This window comes from Methanolobus mangrovi, assembly GCF_031312535.1.
In the GTDB taxonomy this organism is placed as follows: Archaea; Halobacteriota; Methanosarcinia; order Methanosarcinales; family Methanosarcinaceae; genus Methanolobus; species Methanolobus mangrovi.
In genome coordinates, this window is record NZ_CP133594.1 from 1969885 (window position 1) to 1988899 (window position 19015).

Sequence of the window (19015 nt, forward strand, 5' to 3'; positions counted from 1 at the left end):
TCAATATAATAGTGTAGGTGTTATCTTTGTTCCTCGAATTTAAAAAACAGGTTACTACGGCTCTTGAAAATGCCCTTGAATCTCTTGGTCTTGAAGCAGATGATCTGGGACTTGAGCCATCCCAGCACGCAGATATTGCTTCAAAGGTCGCTTTCAGGCTGGCTGCAAAGGCAAAGAGCAATCCAAAAGAGCTCGCTGAAAAAATAGTTGCTGCTATTGAATTACCGGAAGGTTCCCTTATAGGCGATATCAAAACCACAGGCCCTTACATCAACATAACTGCAGGACGTAATTATGTTGACAACACGGTAAACAGCATACTTGAAGAAAAAGAAGCTTTTGGCGGCAATTTCTGTCAGGGTAAGATACTGCTGGAACACACTTCAGCCAATCCGAATGGTCCTTTGCATGTTGGTCACATACGTAATTCCATAATTGGTGACACACTTGTACGTATACTCAAAAAGGCAGGCTATGAAGTTGAGACCCAGTACTATGTTAATGACATGGGTCGTCAGATAGCGATAGTCTCGTGGGCGCTCTCACTTTTTGAGTTCGACACCTCCAGGAAATCGGATCATTCAATAGCAGATGTTTACATCAAGGCAAACGCTCTTCTTAATGAAGATCCGGAAAAGGTTGCTGAAATAGACAAACGCATGCAGCTTGTGGAAAGTGGCGATGAAGAGACGATAAAGAGTTTTGATGAAGCTGTAGGTCTTGCAGTTTCAGGCATCAAGGAAACCCTTTTGCGTATGAATGTAAGCCATGACAGTTTTCCTCATGAATCCGGCTTCATTCGCTCAGGTGCGGTTTCCAGAATCGTTGAGGAGATAAAAGCAACCGGAAGAACTGAAGATGATAATGGTGCTCTGGTAGTAGACCTTTCAGATTACGGTTTTGAAAAGACACTAGTCATACAGCGCACAGATGGAACATCCCTATATACAACACGTGACCTCGCCTACCATGAGTGGAAAGGAGAACGTGCGGACAGGATGATCGATGTGCTTGGAGCAGACCATAAACTCATATCCGGGCAGCTCAAGGCAACTCTCAACGCCATCGGAAAACCTGAACCTGAAATTGTAATATTCGAGTTTGTCTCACTTCCGGAAGGTTCCATGAGTACCCGTCGCGGTAAGTTCATATCTGCTGATGACCTGCTTGACCAGATCGAGCAGCAGGCATATGTGGAAGTTGAGAAACGCAGACCGGAAATGACTGATGAGTTCAAGAAAGAAGTTTCCAGAATGGTCGGAATCGGTGCTGTCAGGTACGATATTGTGAAAGTATCTCCTGAGAAATCCACAGTTTTCAACTGGGAAGAAGCACTTGACTTTGAGAAACAGGGCGCTCCTTTCATACAGTATTCCTATGCCCGTGCCTGCAATATACTGAAAAAAGCAGAGGAAGAAGGCAAATGGGAACCTACCCAGAAGATCGATCCATCACTTCTTACTGAGGATACGGAAATTGACCTCATCAAGAAAATGGCATCCTTTGACAGCATCATAGACCTCTGTGCAAGGGATCTGAAACCACATACAATAGCAATCTATGCAAGGGAACTTGCAGATTCCTTCAACCAGTTCTACAGGTTCGTACCTGTAGTAAGTGCTGAGGAGGATAATATAAGGGCAAGCAGGCTGGCTCTGGTGAATTGTGCAAAGATCGTTCTTGCAAATGCCCTCGATACACTCGGTATCGGTGCACCTGAATCAATGTGAGAAAGTGATCCTTTCTCATAGATTCTTTTTTGAAAAGCTCTTAACACTCATTTTTCGGCCTGTTTTTTGCTTATGTTACAAAGTCTTAGAAGTATTAGTGCATAATAATCAGTTCTGGAGATAAAAGATGCTGGAAATTGCTGTTGGAATCGTTCAGCTCAGACTCTTTGAAGAAGTCAGTGAGAATGAATTTCTTGCAGCATCAAATATCATGATGAAGGAACTTGGTTCAATAGACGGTTTTATTGATCGTGAGCTCTTGAAAAAAGATGATGGCAGCTGGATGGATTTACTGCACTGGAAAAGTATGGATGCAGCCACAAAGGCAGTAAAAAATGCCCTTAGACTTCCACTGTGTCTGGAATATTTCAAGCTTATAGATGAGTCAAGTATAGTACTGAGCCATTACAGTCTTTCCCAGCACTTTGAGACATAATCCCTGCAATATTTATTTTTACTTTTTCATGTATCCCGGCGTGACTTTTTTCTCAAGCATTGTAAAAGAGATATCTATCAATATCGCAAGCATAATCGCAGGTATGGCACCTGCCAGAAGAGTTCGGGTGTTGTAACCAATAAGTCCCTGAAAGATGATTTCCCCAAGTCCTCCGCTTCCTATAAAAGCTGTAAGTACTGCAATGCTGTTGGCCAGTATGCCTGCAAACTTGATTCCCGCAAACATTGCCGGATATGCATTTGGTAGCCTTATATGCCTGTGGATCTGCCACTGGCTTAAGCCTACACCTTCTGCGTAATCTATCAGCGCAGGGTCAACATTGCTCAGGCCGATGTACGTGTTCTTGATTATCGGGAGCAGTGCACGTAACATTATAGCAACTACTGCCGGAGTGAAGCCAATTCCAAGGAACGGGACCATGATGGCAACGACAGCAAAACTGGGAACAGCCTGCACAAGATTTGCAAACTTCATCACGACAAATTCCAGTTTCTTACTGTAGAGTGATGCAAAAGCAAGAGGAATGGAAACAGCTATGCTCACAAATAGTGTGGTATAGACAAGAACAATATGCTCCCATGTGGCATCAAGTACCGTTTCCAGTATTACCATGTACCATACCTCTTATGGAGCTTTTTTTCGATAATTCCTGCAAAGCCGTCAAGGAAAACAGCAAGAAGACCAGTCCACAATCCTGCAACAAGAATCGCATCTTTCTCATAGAGCTGGATACCATTCTGCAGTACAGTTCCGAGTCCTCCTGCAGCAACAAGTCCTCCCAATGTCACAACTCCCATGCAGAATACAAGTGCTATCCTGATGCCTCCTGCTATCAGCGGTAATGACATGGGTATCCTCACTTTGAACAATGCTTCGCGTGGTGAAAGCCCAATGGCATGGGCAACGTAAGTATATTGCTCGTCCACTCCTTTCAGGCCTGTATAGGTATTCCTTGCCACCGGGAGGATGGAATAGAGCACGCATGCTGCAATGGTCGGACCGGCACCAAGTTTCAGGATTGGAAGGAGTAACACAATGAGTGCAAGATCAGGTATCGTTTCAACGATGTTCAGGAAATTCAACACCGGATTTGCGGTCTTTGGTCTCATGTATATGAAAACACCTACAGTAACACCAATAATGATGGACAGCAGCAGAGCTATACTGAACATCTGTAAATGCTCAATAGTACGCATTGTCATCAGGTGCTTGTCCCATACATTCGCAATGACCTGTAATGTTAACATAAGGTCTCCTTCAGATAAGTTTCAGCAATACTTCGTCAGATACAAGGATACCAATGGGATGTTTTGAATTCATCACAATTGCAAGGTATTCGCCGCTGTTCTTCAATTCTGAAAGTGCAAATGCAACTGAATTCAGTGGCTGGAATGTTTTTATAGGCCTCGCCACATTGGCTAGTTTCTGATCTTTTACCCTGCATTTCATAAGGTCTATCATCGTGACCTGTCCGAGAAGTTTATCCTCTTCAAATACAAAAGCAGTTTCAAGATCCCTCGTGGTCATCTCTTCAACAGCGTCACAGGCATCCATTTTTCCATCAAATACATACTTTTCATCAAACGGAGACATCAGGTCCTTGACGTTAAGGGTATCCATATGCTTGAATTTCCGTTGTGTATCAACAATATCAGAAACAAGATCATTTACAGGATTGAAGATTAATTCCTCAGGAGGGCCGACCTGTACAAGTTTTGCCTGGTCCATTATGGCTATCCTGTCTCCGAGTATGAGTGCTTCCTCGATATCATGGGTCACGAATACGATTGTCCGGTTGATCTCATTCTTTATTTTAAGGAACTCTTTCTGGAGCTGTTTCCGTAATATCGGGTCCAGTGCACCAAAAGGTTCATCCATCAAAAACAGGGGTGGGTCCATTGCCATGGCTCTTGCAAGTCCGACCCTTTGCTGTTGTCCGCCACTCAATTGTCTCGGATATCTGTCCATGAACATGTCTGGTGGAAGAGAAACAAAATCCAGCAGTTCCCTAACTCTCTCTTCTATCCTGTTCTTATCCCAGCCTTCAAGTTTTGGAACAAGACCTATGTTTTCCTCGATCGTCATATGGGGAAAAAGGCCAATATTCTGAATAACATAACCTATATTACGGCGCAGTCGGACCGGGTCAACTTCACGGGTGTCAAGCCCGTTGATGGTAACACTTCCGGAATCCTGCTCTATCATACGGTTCATCATTCTCAGCGTGGTGGTCTTTCCCGAACCGCTTGGTCCGATGAGAATCAGGAGCTCTCCGCCCTGTATTTCAAGGTCCAGCTCTTTTACTGCAAATCCGGCACCATACTTTTTGGTGATTCCTTTGAACTGGATAGAATCGATTCGGTCAAATAGTCTTTCGGTTTGCATATATGCACCCTGACTGAGATCATGTTTTTAAAAAAGAAGAAAGGGATATACTGTTTCTTATCCCTCTATGATTCCTTCGTCAACAAGGAACTGATACGCAATATCTCTGGGTTCCTTCTGCTCAATATCGAACTGGTAATTCAACTGTCTCATGGTATCGGTGTCAATTGCACCGTCAAGTTTTTTCATTGCATCAACAGCATCAGGATTCTCCTCTGCGAACTGTTCTGTCACTATCAGGATAGCATCATAAGGTGGTAGTGCGTTCTTATCATCCTGAAGTACCCTGAGCTCGAATACTTCATTCCTGGTGTCAGTCGTGTAGGCGGAAATAGCATCTACCTGGTCACTCTTGATGGCTTCGTACATTACAGTAGCTACTGCCTGCTTATAATCATTGAACTCAAAGCCGTAAACATCCTTTATGCGTGGAAGACCATCCTCACGGGTTGCAAATTCAGGATCAGTTCCAATTGTCATTTCTGCAGCGTATGGTTCAAGGTCGCTTATCTTCGTGATATTGTTCTCTGCCGCCCAATCCTCTTTTACTGCGATAGCGTATGCATCTTCAAATCCAAGGTTGCTTACTATCATTACACCATCCTGTTCCAGAAGACCCGCTTCAGTTTCATCTAAAACGACCTGCCTGTCCCAGTTATCAAGCTGGCTCAGGTTTAGTATCTGGCTGTACGCAGTTCCGGTGTACTCGGCATATACGTCTATCTGACCGGCTTTCAATGCCTCATAATTGACGAATGTACCACCAAGACCCTGCTTTACATCGGTTTCATATCCTGCATCCTCAAGCACAAGAGCTGTCATATGTGCCAGAATGTATGATTCCTGAAAGAGTTTAGACCCTATCACAACAGTTCCTTTTTCTACATCTGTGTCAGCAGGCGTTTCAGTACATCCGCTGGCAAAAAGAGTCATAATTACAACTAACGTTATCAGTATAGTCTTTCTCATTATTCAACACCCCGAAAATCACTTATTGAAGCTAACCGTATTTTCGTATGACTTCCCTGTAATATAGATTAAGTGCACTTTTTATAAATGTATCTATACAGTAGGTTCTGGTCAACTTTTGATATAAAATCCCAAATATATATGACAAATATCAATGTTTTAAAGTGCAGGAAAAAGATCTAAGAAAAAATCAGAGGATAGCAACGAGATAGAAAAGAAGGGTATCACCCCCCATTTTCAGATTTCGCAGAAATTATTCTTCAATTTATCAGTCAGCTTGATGTTCTCTGAATAATCAACCGGTACATCCAGCAGCCAGACACCGCCGGCATTCAATGCTTCAGCGAGCTTTGGCTTCAGTTCTTCCGCTCTTTCGATCTTCACACCATTTGCACCGAAGCTCTGGGCCAGCATTACAAAGTCGGGATTTGTAAAATCAATACCTATGGTCTCGTTGAAAGTCTTCTTCTCGTGCCATTCGATAAGGCCGTACTTTGAATCATTGAAAATGATGACAACAAAATTACATTCAAGTCTCACAGCAGTCTCAAGATCCTGGAGGTTCATGAGGAAACCGCCATCTCCTGCAATTACAACAACCTTCTTTTCAGGTTTGATCAAACTTGCTGCAATGGCACCGGGAAGTGCAAATCCCATAGTTGCAAGTCCATTGGAAATAAAAACAGTATTGGGTTCATATGCAGGGAAAAGCCTTCCAACCCATAATTTATGAGCACCGACATCGCTTATCAGCAGGTCCCCTCTGTCTATAGATTCTCTTACATCATATATTATTTTCTGCGGTTTCATGGGGAATGACAGATCATCCCTGTAGTCCTCAATTTCCGCTTTCATTCTTGAGCGGACTTTAGAGAATCTGGGAGGCATCTCCATTTTAAAATCACATTGTTGTCTCAGGCTGAAAAGTGCCTGTTTTATGCTACCTATAAGCAGAATATCCGGCATATAGCTCTCATCTATTTCCGGATGGTCAGTATGGATGTGTATTATCTTCTTTGATTTTTCAGGGTTCCAGAATTTTGGGCTGTATTCCACATAATCGTATCCTATGCAGATAACAAGATCAGCCATTTCAAAACCACACATGATGTGGTCATGGTCTTTGATTCCCATTGAACCAAGATAGTGCTCATCATCAGCAGCCACCGCACCCTTGCCCATGAATGTTGTTACCACCGGAACACCTGTAAACTCGACAAGTATCCTCAATTCAGTTGAGGCTTCTTCCCTGAATATCCCATTTCCTGCAAGAATAATAGGCATTGAACTCTCTTTTATCATATCCGCAGCCTTTTTGAGTTCCCTTTCATCAAGAAGGCTAATGTGGGGATAGGTCTTTTTAGAAATTGGCTCTTTCGTAGTTTCTACTTTTGCCACATCCTCAGGAAGTTCTATGTGTGTAGCTCCCGGACGGTCCATAGCAATTTCAAAGGCCTTGTGAACGATCTCCGGGATAAAATCAGGTTTCATTACTTTTGAATTCCATGTTGTGAACTGTTTGAAGGCAGTCACAATATCGATATACTGATGAGATTCCTTGTGTGTCTTTTCAAGTGCAGACTGGCCTGTGATGGCTACAAGAGGTGCCCTGTCAAGTTGTGCATCGGCAACGCCTGTGATAAGGTTCGTGGCACCGGGTCCAAGTGTTGCAAGGCATACTCCGGGCCTGTGTGTTATCCTTCCGTAGACATCTGCCATAAAAGCGGCACTCTGTTCATGTCTTGTGGGGATGAATTTGATCCTGGACCTCAGGAGGGAATCTGTAAGATCGATAGTCTCTTCCCCCGGTACGCCAAATATATATTCAACACCTTCATTTTCAAGACACTTTACAAAGAGGTCGCTTCCTTTCATCTTAATACACCTTCATGGATTTGACAGTCATAAACTCCAGCATTCCAACACGGTATAGTTCTCTTCCAACACCGCTTTTCTTCATACCCCCAAAGGGGAGTCGCGGATCAGAGCCTACAATATTATTTATTGATATCATTCCGCATTCTATATGCCTTGTCATTCTCATGGCCTTTTCAGTTTCCCGGCTCCAGATACTGGCACCCAGCCCGAACTCTGTGCTGTTAGCTATTTTGATAGCTTCGTCCTCATTTTTGAAGCTAATTATGGGCGCTACCGGTCCGAAAATCTCTTCCCGGACAACAGGAGCATCTTTGCTTATATCATTGAGAATTGTTGGCATGTAGAATGAGCCTTCTCCATTTTTATGACCACCTTCGAGCAGTACGTTCGCTCCCATTTTCAGGGTTTGAGCTACCTGTTCACTCAGGAGTTCTCTCTGTTTTTCATTTGCCATGGGTCCCATGTCAGTCTTAGGGTCCATTGGATCGCCTATGTTGAGATCGTTTGTATTCTCTATGAACAGGTCTGTGAAATTATCTACAATCTTCTCATCAACTAGTAAACGTTTGGCTGCAATACAGCTTTGTCCACAGTTCTGGAACCGACCTGATACCGCTGCTTTTGCCACTTTGTCGAGATCTGCATCTTCCAGTACTATTAAAGGATCGCTGCCTCCAAGCTCAAGAACGAACTTTTTGATGTTCCTTCCTGCAGCTTCTGCTACCTTTTCTCCTGCTGGGCGGCTGCCGGTGAAAGAAACAGCATTTATTTCATCTCTGGATATTAGTGAGGATGCTGTAGGGCCATCCACAAGGAGTGTCTGGTAAACCCCTTCAGGAAATCCTGCCTCAATAAAGATGTTCTCAAGTTCAAGGGCACACATTGGCACATTGCTTGCATGCTTTAAAAGTACTGTATTTCCACCTGCAAGAGCTGCTATTCCACATCTCAAAGCCTGCCAGAAAGGAAAATCCCATGCCATGATACTCAGTACAGTGCCGACAGGTTCATAGACAAAACCGGATGTTTCGGCATCAGTTTCTACAAATTCAGCTGCAAGGAACGTATCTGCATTCTCTGCAAAATAATCACAGGTCCATGCGCATTTCTGTATTTCTGCAAGAGACTCTTTGATCGGTTTACCCATTTCCTTTGTGATGATCTCTGCAAGTTCCTGCTCCCTATCCCTCAGAACTTCAGCCACACATTCAATGGAAAACGTTCTTTCAACAATAAGTTCTTTTTTCCATTCACCAAATGCCTTTCTTGAGTCTTCTATCTTCTGATCGACCACTTGCTGAGAATAGAGATCGAATTCTCCATTCAATTCCCCTGTTGCAGGATTTACAGAACTTATTTTCACCAATTGGAATTCCCCTTTACACCTTAAACGTAATAAGGGAATTTTCACTCCCTTCTTCTATTTAATAGTTGATATGATATATAAATGATTTAAAATTACTCATAAAATGTGTAATAAAAAATAAAGAGAAAAAAAAAGAAGAAATTGAAAATCATGAAGTGATTGTAATTTTCACATCATCTTTATCGACTTGATATTCATGAACTCATAGAACCCATGTTTTGAAAGCTCTCTGCCCATCCCACTTTTCTTCACTCCGCCAAAGGGCAGGCATGCCTGTGGTGTACAGAATGAGTTGATTCCAACCATTCCGGTTTCAAGTTCAGAAGCGATTCTCATAGCCCTGTCACGGTCCTGGCTCCATACACTGGCACCCAGTCCGAACTCGGAATCGTTTGCAAACTCAATTGCCTTGTCCTCATCCTTTACAGTAATTATCGGTGCCACAGGTCCGAATGTCTCTTCCCTCATGACCCTCATATCCATGCTCACATCACCAAGTACAGTCGGTGAAAACATGTAACCCTCACTTTCCATCTTTCCACCGGGAATAAGGACTTTAGCACCCTTTGATATCGCATCATTGACCTGGTTTTCCAGTATCTTCATTTGCTCTTCCCTGACCATTGGACCGATATCCGTGTCAGGGTCCATTGGGTCACCTACCTTCAGATTCTCGGTTCCTTCAACAAATCTTTCTGTGAACTCTTCTGCTACGTCTTCCATTACTATGAAACGCTTTGCTGCTATGCATGTCTGCCCTGTGTTAATGAAACGGCTTGGAACACCGACCTTTGCCGCCATTTTCACATCGGCATCATCAAGAATTATGAAAGGATCACTGCCACCGAGTTCCAGTACGAATTTCTTCATGTTGTGAGCGGCAAGCTCTGCAACCTTCTGTCCGGCATCGTATCCTCCTGTGAAGGACACGGCTTTCACTTCATCCCTCGGAATAAGTGAAGATGCTGTTTTTCCGTCTATGAGCAGTGTCTGGAAAACACCTTCAGGAAATCCTGCTTCAATGAAGATATTCTCTATCTCCAGTGCACACATGGGCACATAGCTTGAATGTTTGAGAAGCATGACATTCCCGCCTGCCAGTACATGTGCTGCGGCGCTGAGCACCTGCCAGAACGGGAAGTTCCAGGGTTTGATGGCGAGCACGGTTCCCATGGGTTCGTAATGTATCATGGAATCGCATGCATTCTCTTCCGCAGGCTCAGGTTCAAGTATCTTCTCTGCATTATCTGCAAAATAATCGAACATGGTGGCGCATTTTACAACTTCAGGAACAGCCTGCTTCATGACCTTTCCCATCTCGGCGGTTATGAGTTCTCCATATTGTTGCTTGTTCTTTCGTAACAGCTCCGCGAACTTCCGAAGAAGTTCGTTACGCTCTGAAACATCAGTTCTTTTCCATTCCCTGAAAGTCTCAGCAGACTTTTTGAGCATCTGATCTGTCTGCTCATCAGTATGCATTTCTACTTCACCGATGACTTTTCCTGTTGCTGGGTTGATGGATGAGATGGCGGTCATGATTTTTTTCCTTATACTTATTTTAGAGTAATTAGTTTTTTGGCTTATAACTGAATGTTATTGTATATGCTTGTTTTTAATAATTAAAAAATACTTGGTTGAATTAAATATTTAAGTATACTGTAGAAAAACTTATGAATAAGTTAGGATATTTATAGTCTGTCAAATGGAAGTTACTAGATTTGGGAAAGTAATTTTGTTTTTATTGAGTTACTATCCCTTGTTTGCCTTTATCATATGTGATAATAAGAATCTTAAAGAAATAGATTTTAGAGGCATTTCTTTGAACTGGATTCTTGTTATAGTCCTAACTTTATTTGTCATATTGTTAAATTACTATTTGTTTTTCCATAAAAAGTGGCCCAAAAAAGTTTTTGAAATAACAAAATTTGAAAATACTTCAGCTGAAACTCTTAATTATTTGATTTCTTTTATGATTGGGCTATACTTTATAGAAGATTCGTTGTATTCTATGAAAATCATAATTCTTTTAGTTTTATTTTATGTAGTTTACCAAGCAGGCGGTACCTATTATTTGCAGCCAATCCTGATGCTGATGGATTATAAAGTTTATAAGTGCTCTATTGATAATAATAATACAGTTATGGTTATAAGCAAAAGAAAAATTGGCAAAAATAAGATTGAATTAGAAGAGTTGTTTGAAGACGTTTATATTTTTAAAGGTGAGAATGATGAGTGAAGTAAGTATCTATTTGTTTAAATCTAAAAAAAATGGGTTTACTATTTACAAAGTTCCGATATCTTCTAATTTAGAGTTGCTTGAAGAATTAATAGAAAATGAACTCGATAGAGCCAATCATTCTGATGTTGTAGACTATTTTCAAGTTTACGAGTTAGAAAGTGACTCTGAAACTTACTTTTCCATATCAAATGATAATTCGAGTAGTGAATTAGTTCAACTAGTAAACAAAATAGTACTAAACAATACTTTAATTCAGCCCATCAATGAATTTGTACCTAGAAGAGGAACTGGTGACAAAGTTCCATTTGATTCTTTTGCAATTATGAAAAAGGATCAAGATGGAAATTTCCTTTTAGGTTTTGAAAATCTTTCTTCTAAATTGAAGTTATACAAAAAAAGTTATCTTTACCTCCAAATTGGACAAAATTACTCATTATCTGATACAGATTCTATATTTCTCATTCCAACATATACTTCTATGATAGTGAAAGGTTCATGGAACGCACAAGAAGTTCTTATTGATGAAACTCTGATTAGAAGTAAAGCAACATCTTTTTTTGAAAAAATGTTCAACTATAGAAATCACTGGAAAGAAAAAGCCCAAAATATGATTCATAATCATAATGTACTAGATATTGGTGATGATGCTTGGAATGAATATTCTCATGACATTAGAAACGTAAGAACATTTGTAAGGACAATTAACAGTGGGGATTTTGATAGGCATTTGTCTCATGTTAGAGAATATTCACAACTAGAGAGTCTAGAAAATAAATTGGAATTTGAATTGCTAGAAGATGGCGGCAATGTTCAAATTAGGATTAACTCTTCAAACGCTGTGAAAGACTTCATTGACGCATATAAAAAGAATATTTTGCAATCTCCCCTTCCATCAGAAACTAATACTTTTTATCGAACTAATCAAAAAGAAGAAATGTGATATACATAGGACTATGCTATTGGTTTCAGTTATCTCATGGCAATCTGCACAACCGTAGGATACTTTTTCATGATCGCATAGGCTATGGACTTTCCGACCCAGAGCTTTCCATCCTGTATACGGCGCATATGGCTCATATCTCCAAGTATCTGCAATACTTCAAGAGCATGGGGGTCGTTAAGGTAACAACTGTCAGGAACATTTGTATCCGAAAAGAAAAGGATTGGAAGCTTTAGTTTTCTATGAAGGTCCTTAGGTAGTTTTTCGCCGATAGTCTGTAGTACACTTCTGTCAAAGGTGTGCTCTTTCCCTGATTTTGTCATTGAAGCTGGTCTTTCTTCTGCCAGGAGCTGAGCAAGGCTCTTGCGCTCTGAAACGATACCGTCGTTCAGCTTTCCCATTTCCAGTCTCATCCACCGCGTGAAGATGGAATCATCAGTCATTGGATATCTTCCGGACATATTCGCCTATTTTTCCTATATTGTTTTTACTTGAAATTGGTTTTGAGTACAAAAGCATCTGGCAAACAATTTAAAGATGGGATATGATAAAGTAGATAGAGATCTTGTTTATAATAACGAAAAACAAAGGGACCTTAAAATGCCTGATTACTCAGAAGTTTTTGAAAAATCAATTCGAAAAGTAAAGGCGGAAGTTCTTGAAGCTTTTCAGAACGAGGATGTCAGGATAGTTCTTTTCGGTTCGAGGGCAAGAGGAAACGCCCACTGTACTTCTGATATTGATATTGGTATTCTGCCACTGGGAAAATACGACAGAAAAAAGTTAACTGCCCTGAGGGCAAAATTCGAGGAGATGAATATTCCTTATACCGTGGACCTGGTGGACCTTTCTACCGTTTCCGGGGAATTCAGACAGAAGGTGCTTGATGAGGGAGAGGTATGGAAAGACACTACAAACTGCAAATGAAAGCAAGGGTTGCAAAAAGGGCTCTTGGTACCCTGAAGGAAATAATGGACGAGCCATATTCCGTTATAATCAGGGATGCTGCGATCCAGCGATTTGAGTACACCTTCGAAGCGATCTGGAAACTCATAAAGGAATATCTTATCGAAAGAGAGGGTATCGTATGCAATTCTCCCAAATCATGCTTTCGCGAAGCTTTCAAAATGCATCTCATAAATGAGGATGAAAGCATGCAGGCGTTGTATATGACAGACGACAGGAACATGACAACTCACACATATCACGAAGATGTGGCCGAGGAGATATACAAGGAACTTGCAGGATATTACAGTCTGATGGACAGGATATACCTGAACATTATCAGGGATTCAGGATTGGATTGATTCCCTGTTTTCTGTTGGACTGTATTTTGTGTATTATATCAACTCATCAAGGTGGTCGTACCTGAGTTTATAATAAGTTCCGCGTCCTGTTCTTCCCACCTGGATGAATATCTTCTTCTTAACAAGTTCCTGAAGGTCTCTTTTTGAAGTTGAAACACCCAGATCACATAGTTTCTGGTATTCCTGATTCGTGATCTTTCCCATCTCACGTGCAAATTTGATACCTTTGACCTGCCGGTCTTTCAGTCCAATCTGCATGTATTTTCCAATGGTCCCGTAGTCACGACTTATGTTCAGCACGGCATTCTCAACCCTTGAGACTTTCAATGCAAGACCGTAGAGATAATACTCCAGCCATTCAGTAATATCAGGACCATTTCCATTGCTGCCTTCAAGGCCCTCAAAATAGTTCTTTTTTCTCTGGTTGAAAAACTCTTCAATGGTGAACAGTTTTTTAGCTTCCCTGAAATTATTTCCCAGAATGTAGGATGCAATACTCATGGCAATGGTACCGCTGGCACTTTCAAAGGGGTGCATGCGATAAAGTTCATAGTGGACGATCCCTGCCTTTAATACCGGTAGAACATCGGTAGCCTCATCACTATAGATCCAGTCGATCAGGTCGCGGACACAATACCTGACCCTTTCAGGTTCCATGAATCCCTCAGCCACAGTTGTCCGATACCTGCCGATCTCACTGTCAGGGACAATTCCCTTCATGGCTATTTTGTGAAGTGTGAGTATCATATCCTCGGATATATCCTCATTTTCAATGTTCTGGAGGTACTCATTCAATTCCAGAAAATTAAGGACCTGTTTCTTGTCCGTCTCATCCCCGAATATATCCTGTCCGTTAACGAGTTTTGTAACCTGCCTGATGGAAAGCCCATTTTCCTCCAGGCTTGTAGCATGATAGGCGAGTCTGAAAAGGTTGTTTATCTGCAGTCTCCTTTCCCATGCAGGAGGTACGTGCGTATTGAGAATTATCTCCCTGGCTGCCTGTATCCTTGCAAGCAGACGTACTATCCTGTCATTATAATGGAAATCCGGCTGGTACATGTTTCAGTTATTCTCCTGAAAGACATTGCCCCGATTATTTATTATCTGTTCCGGTCAACGCTTATTGATATACCTGACTGGCTAAATATAAATTCTTTAAATGCGACATATAATTATGGATGATCTGAACACTACAGCAGAGAAAATAAGGACAATGGATATCAGGGGCGCAGGAAGGATTGCAGTTGCAGCATCAGCTGCATTAAGGGATTATGCAATGTCGCTGAAATCCCTGCCTTTAAGTGAGTTCAACATCAAGCTAGAAGAGGCTGCAAAGACACTGGTGGACACCAGGCCGACTGCTGTGTCTCTTCCCAATGCCGTTGCTCTTACAAAGAGGCACAATGCTACAAATGTCTATGATGCCATTGATGAAATCTCAAAAAATGCAGAGAAATTCATAACAAATGCAGGGGAAGCATTGGAGAAGATTGGTATGATAGGTGCCCAGCGTATTCACGATGGCGATGTCATCATGACCCACTGCAACTCCCATGCAGCACTTTCTATTATCAAAACAGCCTTTGACCAGGGCAAGGATATATCCGTCATTGCTACGGAATCCAGACCCAGAAGGCAGGGTCTGATCACCATCAGGGAATTGAACGATCATGGTATTCCCACAACTCTTATTGTGGACTCTGCTGTCAGGCTGACCATGAAAGAAGTTGACCTTGTGGTGGTAGGTGCAGATTCGATTTCAGTTAACGGCGCCCTCATTAACAAAATAGGCACTTCCCAGCTTGCAATGGCAGCACAGGAAGCACGCAGGAATGTCATTGTTGCTGCAGAAACATACAAATTCAGCCCCCGTACCCTTCTTGGAGAAATGGTTGAGATAGAGGACCGTTCCAGTGATGAGGTAATAGATGCTGAGATTCTCAGGGAGCTTCCAAATGTCAAGGTCAAAAACCCTGCATTTGATGTTACTCCGGCAGAATATATCGACCTCATAATCACTGAAGTCGGAGCTTTCCCCCCATCCATGGCTTTCACGGTAATAAAGGACTATCTGGGACTTGAGCTGGCAGTTTAAGCTTGAATTTATTCAATTTGGAAAGTGATTCTGGAGGCTTTCAATCCTTCCAGTTCCACCATTTTAGCAGATCAGGGTCATGTTCATCGTTAGATGCAAAATAAACTGCACACCTGAAAACATAAAGCATGCATCTGTCTACATGCATGCCCTGAAAGTTACATAATTGCTGATAGAGTTCTTCAGGGTCTCTGTCTTTTAGGTCTGCTATATTGCGAATACCGAGGTTCAAGAGATCATATGCAATCATTTTTCCCACACCTGGGATTTGCATAAGCTCTTTTATCACTGTTTTATAAGCTGGAGAGGTTGAAGACATTTCACCCCTCATTTTTTACCTACCGTTGCAACATATATGACAAACTCATTTTCCCCATCAACCCCGATTGCAGGATTTATTTCCTCATCAAGGAATGCTGCAATGGCACAAACCCCACAACCCACCGACTCCGCACTCAGGTACAGATTCTGGCATGTGTGTCCTGCATCCAGATGCAGATACCTGTAGCCTCTTTGCCCGTATCTCCATTCCATCCTGTAGGGCACTGCTGTCCATATGAATGTTGCAGCACTGGTCTTAACAAATGCCTGGTCAAGACATCCGCGTTTGATCTTGTCCGCGATGTTCTTTTCCATATCTATCTCTACGAGTTTGTGCTCAATGGGAAGGAACCTGTACAATCCTTTTTCCAGTCCTTTCACATTGTTTGCAAGTATATAGGTTTCAAGCGCGTGTCTGGCCCCTGCCGAGGGCACTGTCCTGAAAGTAACAACATTCCTGACAACCTCCTTTACTCCCTGTGTACACCAGAGCAGGTATGAGAGTTCTTCAATAGAAAGTGGCTCTGAACTGTAGTTCCTGATGCTCGTTCTCTTCTCGATAGCCTGTCTCAGGTCAATATCCCTGACCTGTATTTCTTTTGGCTGAGGCAGATCTATGATCTTTCCGGTATTGTTATCTCCCAGTTCCAGAGCTGGCTGGGGATAACCCGCTGACTGGTCTGAAATGTCAAGATACCTGTACTGCGTCTTTTCCATGAACTCTTTGCCTGTTCCACTCATGATGATAACCCCGAAATTTCCTTAAAAGAGATTCTTCATTTGTTGTTTATACTTCTTGTCCTTATTTGAGTAAAAACCAAAAGAAGAAAATATAAAGCGTTTGTAAGCTCTCTTCCGAATATGAATACCCGATGTCAATGGGCTGAAATGAACGAACTTGAAACAGATTATCATGATACAGAGTGGGGTGTACCTGAACATGATGAACGTAAGTTGTTCGAGTTCCTGATACTTGAAGGGGCACAGGCCGGACTTAGCTGGGATACGATCCTTAAAAGAAGGGAGAACTACAGGAAAGCCTTCGATGACTTTGACTACAACGTAGTTGCCTGTTATGGTGAAGAGAAAATAGGAGAGCTTCTAGAGAACAGTGGCATCATAAGGAACAAACTGAAGGTGCGTTCCGCAGTTAACAATGCAAAGGCATTCATTGAGATAAGGAATGAGTTCGGCTCATTTGACAATTACCTTCGTGGATTCTTAAAAGATGGGAAAACAATACAGAATTCATGGAATTCAATGTCAGAGATCCCTGCAAAGACTGAACTATCCGAAAAGATAAGCAAGGATATGAAGAAAAGAGGATTCAATTTCGTGGGTCCAACGATAATCTATGCTTTCATGCAGGCTGTGGGAATGGTCAATGACCATGTGACCGGATGTTTCAGGCACCAGCAGTGCAGGGATATGCAGTGAATGGTCCGTGGTTAATTCAAATTCAATCTGCGATAAGTCCGTCCTTTAATGTAATGACCCTGTCCACATAATCCAGGTGCCACTGCTCATGGGTGACCATCACAATGGTCTGCTCATTTTCTTCATTGAACCTGCTGAAAAGTTCCAGGATCTGTCTTGAAGCTTCACTGTCAAGGTTGGCACAGGGTTCATCGGCAAAGAGTATCTTTGGCTCATGTACCAGTGCTCTGGCAATGGAAACCCTTTGTTGCTGCCCTCCGCTCATTTCTGACGGCAGGTGGTGCATCCTGTCAGCAAGCCCCACAGCTTCAATTATGCTGACAGCTTCTTTCATGATGTTTTCCTGTGTTCTCCCCTGCATCATCAGGGGCAGATAGACATTCTCAAGACCTGTCAGGGTGGGGATAAGAGCGTAATCCTGGAAAACATAACCGAGATTGTTCAGCCGGAATCTTATTTTCTGTTTATCAGTAAGTTCTGATACATTGGTCGAGTCAATGAAAACCTTTCCCGATGTTGGTGTATCCAGCAATCCGAGCTGGTTGAGCAGAGTGGTCTTTCCGCTACCGCTTGAGCCTACTATGGCAACGAACTCTCCTTTGCCTATATTGAGACTGATGCCCTTCAGAGCTTTTACTTCCACCTTACCCATGAGGAAGGTTCTTTTGACATCCCTTGCCTCTATCATCAGTTGGCACCCCATATCAGATCAAGCAGACTTCTCTTTGTCATTCTGTAGGATGGGATTAGGGATCCAATAACTGCTGCCATAAAAAGCATCATTGCACGGATCGCTGCTTCAGAATTACTCAGGTCCAGGCTCACCTTGCCAATTGGTGCACTGATGGGATGGGATTGTGTGTAACCTGTAAAAACGAACTGCATAAGGCTGTAGCCTATGACCATCGCTACAAAGGCATAGAACATCGCCTGTAACACAAAGGAAGCAATAATAATTTCTTCTTCTATGCCGATGGCTTTCTGTACTCCTATCTGGCGTTTCTGGCTTACGATGTTTACAAAGATGACCACAAAAATAATGACAAAGGCTACGATAAGTCCGACTGCCGTAAAGATGTTCCTCACCATGGAAAGTGTACCTTCGATTATCTTCAGGATACCGGCAAATTCCTGCCAGGTTCGTACTTCCTCCTGCACTCCCAGGGAAAGTATCTCCTCACGGACGTATTCCTCATCCGCACCATCCTTGATCTTTATGGCAATCTCATGGGCTTTGTTCTCAGCATCCAGGATTTCTTCAAGGTCTTCTTTGTTAACAAAGGCTGAAGAGTCGGACATAAAGAACAAAGTATTGTAGATTCCCTTTACCCTGAATTCCTTTGCCTGGCCGTTTATCATAACATTGACGATATCCCCTACAGTCACATCTTCCAGGGACCTGCTCTGCATTACTGCTCCGTATCCTCCGGAAAGTTCCCTTCCAAGTACTATCTCTCCCCTGTCAAGCTTGCTTATGAATTCCCCCTCAACCATTGCCGATTCGAATTTGGTGACAAGTCCCTCCTCGTTTGCATCAATGCCATAAATTGTGGCACCTACCTCTTTTTCTTTGAAGGCTATGGAACTTTTCAGACGCAAACGCGGTGATACACCTACTACTTCAGGGAGATGCTCTATCTTTTTGCTGAGCGCATCAACATTTGATATGTAAAGTTCGTCCTGTTTAGGTTCGACAACAAGGTCTCCTGTCTGGTAATCTACAAGCACATCGTTGAACTTCAGCGTCACCCCGCCTATCACACTGGAAAAGAAAACAAGCTGCAGATACACAAGTGTCAGGACTATAATAGTGAAAAAAGTGATACCTTTGTTGCCTCTCAGTATCGATCTCGATGCCAGAAAAAAGGAGACCTTTGTTCTCTCAAGCATG

General features: G+C 42.3%; 21 protein-coding genes. 8 read left to right on the forward strand and 13 right to left on the reverse strand.

The genetic code is table 11. The features are described from left to right. Nucleotides 1-26: 26 nt before the first annotated feature. Together argS and RE476_RS09530 are read left to right on the forward strand one after the other, a co-directional pair. Entirely contained in the window at nucleotides 27-1730 is a 1704-nt protein-coding gene (gene argS / locus RE476_RS09525) for an arginine--tRNA ligase (protein ID WP_309307412.1), read from the forward strand. A gap of 127 nt (nucleotides 1731-1857) precedes the next feature. Next, on the forward strand, nucleotides 1858-2166 hold the full coding sequence (locus RE476_RS09530; protein ID WP_309307413.1) for a hypothetical protein: 309 nt from the start codon (nucleotides 1858-1860) through the stop codon (nucleotides 2164-2166). Between the two features lie 18 nt (nucleotides 2167-2184). Here the strand turns inward: RE476_RS09530 and RE476_RS09535 are convergent, their stop codons facing one another. From RE476_RS09535 to RE476_RS09565, 7 genes are all read right to left on the reverse strand, one after another. Beyond that, nucleotides 2185-2799, reverse strand: coding sequence for an ABC transporter permease (locus tag RE476_RS09535; RefSeq protein WP_309307414.1), 615 nt, complete (start codon nucleotides 2797-2799; stop codon nucleotides 2185-2187). Then, nucleotides 2793-3434 carry an ABC transporter permease gene (locus RE476_RS09540; protein WP_309307415.1) on the reverse strand — a complete coding sequence of 214 codons (642 nt, stop codon included), beginning with the start codon at nucleotides 3432-3434 and terminating at the stop codon, nucleotides 2793-2795. The genes RE476_RS09535 and RE476_RS09540 overlap by 7 nt, the downstream gene beginning before the upstream one ends. Nucleotides 3435-3444: 10 nt before the next feature. Further along, a complete protein-coding gene (locus RE476_RS09545) occupies nucleotides 3445-4572 on the reverse strand; it encodes an ABC transporter ATP-binding protein (RefSeq protein ID WP_309307416.1) in 1128 nt (375 codons plus the stop codon). Between the two features lie 57 nt (nucleotides 4573-4629). After that, nucleotides 4630-5541, reverse strand: a complete 912-nt coding sequence (locus RE476_RS09550; protein WP_309307417.1) for a glycine betaine ABC transporter substrate-binding protein — start codon at nucleotides 5539-5541, stop codon at nucleotides 4630-4632. Nucleotides 5542-5778: 237 nt separating this feature from the next. Next, nucleotides 5779-7416: an acetolactate synthase large subunit gene (locus RE476_RS09555; protein ID WP_309307418.1), complete on the reverse strand. Its 1638-nt coding sequence runs from the start codon at nucleotides 7414-7416 to the stop codon at nucleotides 5779-5781. Nucleotide 7417: 1 nt separating this feature from the next. Then, a complete protein-coding gene (locus RE476_RS09560; protein WP_309309593.1) occupies nucleotides 7418-8782 on the reverse strand; it encodes an NAD-dependent succinate-semialdehyde dehydrogenase in 1365 nt (454 codons plus the stop codon). 171 nt (nucleotides 8783-8953) lie between these two features. Continuing rightward, entirely contained in the window at nucleotides 8954-10321 is a 1368-nt protein-coding gene (locus RE476_RS09565; RefSeq protein WP_309307419.1) for an NAD-dependent succinate-semialdehyde dehydrogenase, read from the reverse strand. 166 nt (nucleotides 10322-10487) lie between these two features. Between RE476_RS09565 and RE476_RS09570 the strand changes: the two genes are divergently transcribed. Together RE476_RS09570 and RE476_RS09575 are read left to right on the forward strand one after the other, a co-directional pair. Beyond that, nucleotides 10488-11021, forward strand: coding sequence for a hypothetical protein (locus RE476_RS09570; protein WP_309307420.1), 534 nt, complete (start codon nucleotides 10488-10490; stop codon nucleotides 11019-11021). Next, on the forward strand, nucleotides 11014-11964 hold the full coding sequence (locus RE476_RS09575; RefSeq protein WP_309307421.1) for a hypothetical protein: 951 nt from the start codon (nucleotides 11014-11016) through the stop codon (nucleotides 11962-11964). Before RE476_RS09570 ends, RE476_RS09575 begins: the two co-directional genes overlap by 8 nt. A gap of 29 nt (nucleotides 11965-11993) precedes the next feature. Here the strand turns inward: RE476_RS09575 and RE476_RS09580 are convergent, their stop codons facing one another. Further along, nucleotides 11994-12407: a DUF61 family protein gene (locus RE476_RS09580; protein ID WP_309307422.1), complete on the reverse strand. Its 414-nt coding sequence runs from the start codon at nucleotides 12405-12407 to the stop codon at nucleotides 11994-11996. 157 nt (nucleotides 12408-12564) lie between these two features. Between RE476_RS09580 and RE476_RS09585 the strand changes: the two genes are divergently transcribed. Beyond that, nucleotides 12565-12891 (forward strand): nucleotidyltransferase family protein, encoded by a 327-nt coding sequence (locus RE476_RS09585; protein ID WP_309307423.1) that lies wholly within the window; start codon nucleotides 12565-12567, stop codon nucleotides 12889-12891. Further along, on the forward strand, nucleotides 12864-13271 hold the full coding sequence (locus tag RE476_RS09590) for an HI0074 family nucleotidyltransferase substrate-binding subunit (protein WP_309307424.1): 408 nt from the start codon (nucleotides 12864-12866) through the stop codon (nucleotides 13269-13271). Before RE476_RS09585 ends, RE476_RS09590 begins: the two co-directional genes overlap by 28 nt. A gap of 33 nt (nucleotides 13272-13304) precedes the next feature. Here the strand turns inward: RE476_RS09590 and RE476_RS09595 are convergent, their stop codons facing one another. Next, a complete protein-coding gene (locus RE476_RS09595) occupies nucleotides 13305-14330 on the reverse strand; it encodes a Fic family protein (protein ID WP_309307425.1) in 1026 nt (341 codons plus the stop codon). A gap of 115 nt (nucleotides 14331-14445) precedes the next feature. Between RE476_RS09595 and RE476_RS09600 the strand changes: the two genes are divergently transcribed. Continuing rightward, nucleotides 14446-15366, forward strand: coding sequence for a ribose 1,5-bisphosphate isomerase (locus RE476_RS09600; protein WP_309307426.1), 921 nt, complete (start codon nucleotides 14446-14448; stop codon nucleotides 15364-15366). A 40-nt stretch (nucleotides 15367-15406) separates the two neighbouring features. Here the strand turns inward: RE476_RS09600 and RE476_RS09605 are convergent, their stop codons facing one another. Next, nucleotides 15407-15697, reverse strand: a complete 291-nt coding sequence (locus tag RE476_RS09605) for a helix-hairpin-helix domain-containing protein (protein WP_309307427.1) — start codon at nucleotides 15695-15697, stop codon at nucleotides 15407-15409. Then, nucleotides 15694-16428 (reverse strand): SagB/ThcOx family dehydrogenase, encoded by a 735-nt coding sequence (locus RE476_RS09610; RefSeq protein ID WP_309307428.1) that lies wholly within the window; start codon nucleotides 16426-16428, stop codon nucleotides 15694-15696. The genes RE476_RS09605 and RE476_RS09610 overlap by 4 nt, the downstream gene beginning before the upstream one ends. Nucleotides 16429-16548: 120 nt before the next feature. Here RE476_RS09610 and RE476_RS09615 point away from each other — a divergent pair, with 120 nt between their 5' ends. Then, complete coding sequence (locus tag RE476_RS09615) at nucleotides 16549-17124, forward strand: DNA-3-methyladenine glycosylase I (protein ID WP_309307429.1); 576 nt, start codon at nucleotides 16549-16551, stop codon at nucleotides 17122-17124. 22 nt (nucleotides 17125-17146) lie between these two features. Here the strand turns inward: RE476_RS09615 and RE476_RS09620 are convergent, their stop codons facing one another. Both RE476_RS09620 and RE476_RS09625 read right to left on the reverse strand, forming a co-directional pair. Next, nucleotides 17147-17812, reverse strand: a complete 666-nt coding sequence (locus RE476_RS09620) for an ABC transporter ATP-binding protein (RefSeq protein ID WP_309307430.1) — start codon at nucleotides 17810-17812, stop codon at nucleotides 17147-17149. Next, the gene (locus RE476_RS09625; protein WP_309307431.1) at nucleotides 17812-19014 is read right to left on the reverse strand and encodes an ABC transporter permease; all 1203 of its coding nucleotides are present in this window, start codon (nucleotides 19012-19014) and stop codon (nucleotides 17812-17814) included. The genes RE476_RS09620 and RE476_RS09625 overlap by 1 nt, the downstream gene beginning before the upstream one ends. Between the last annotated feature and the right edge of the window lies 1 nt (nucleotide 19015).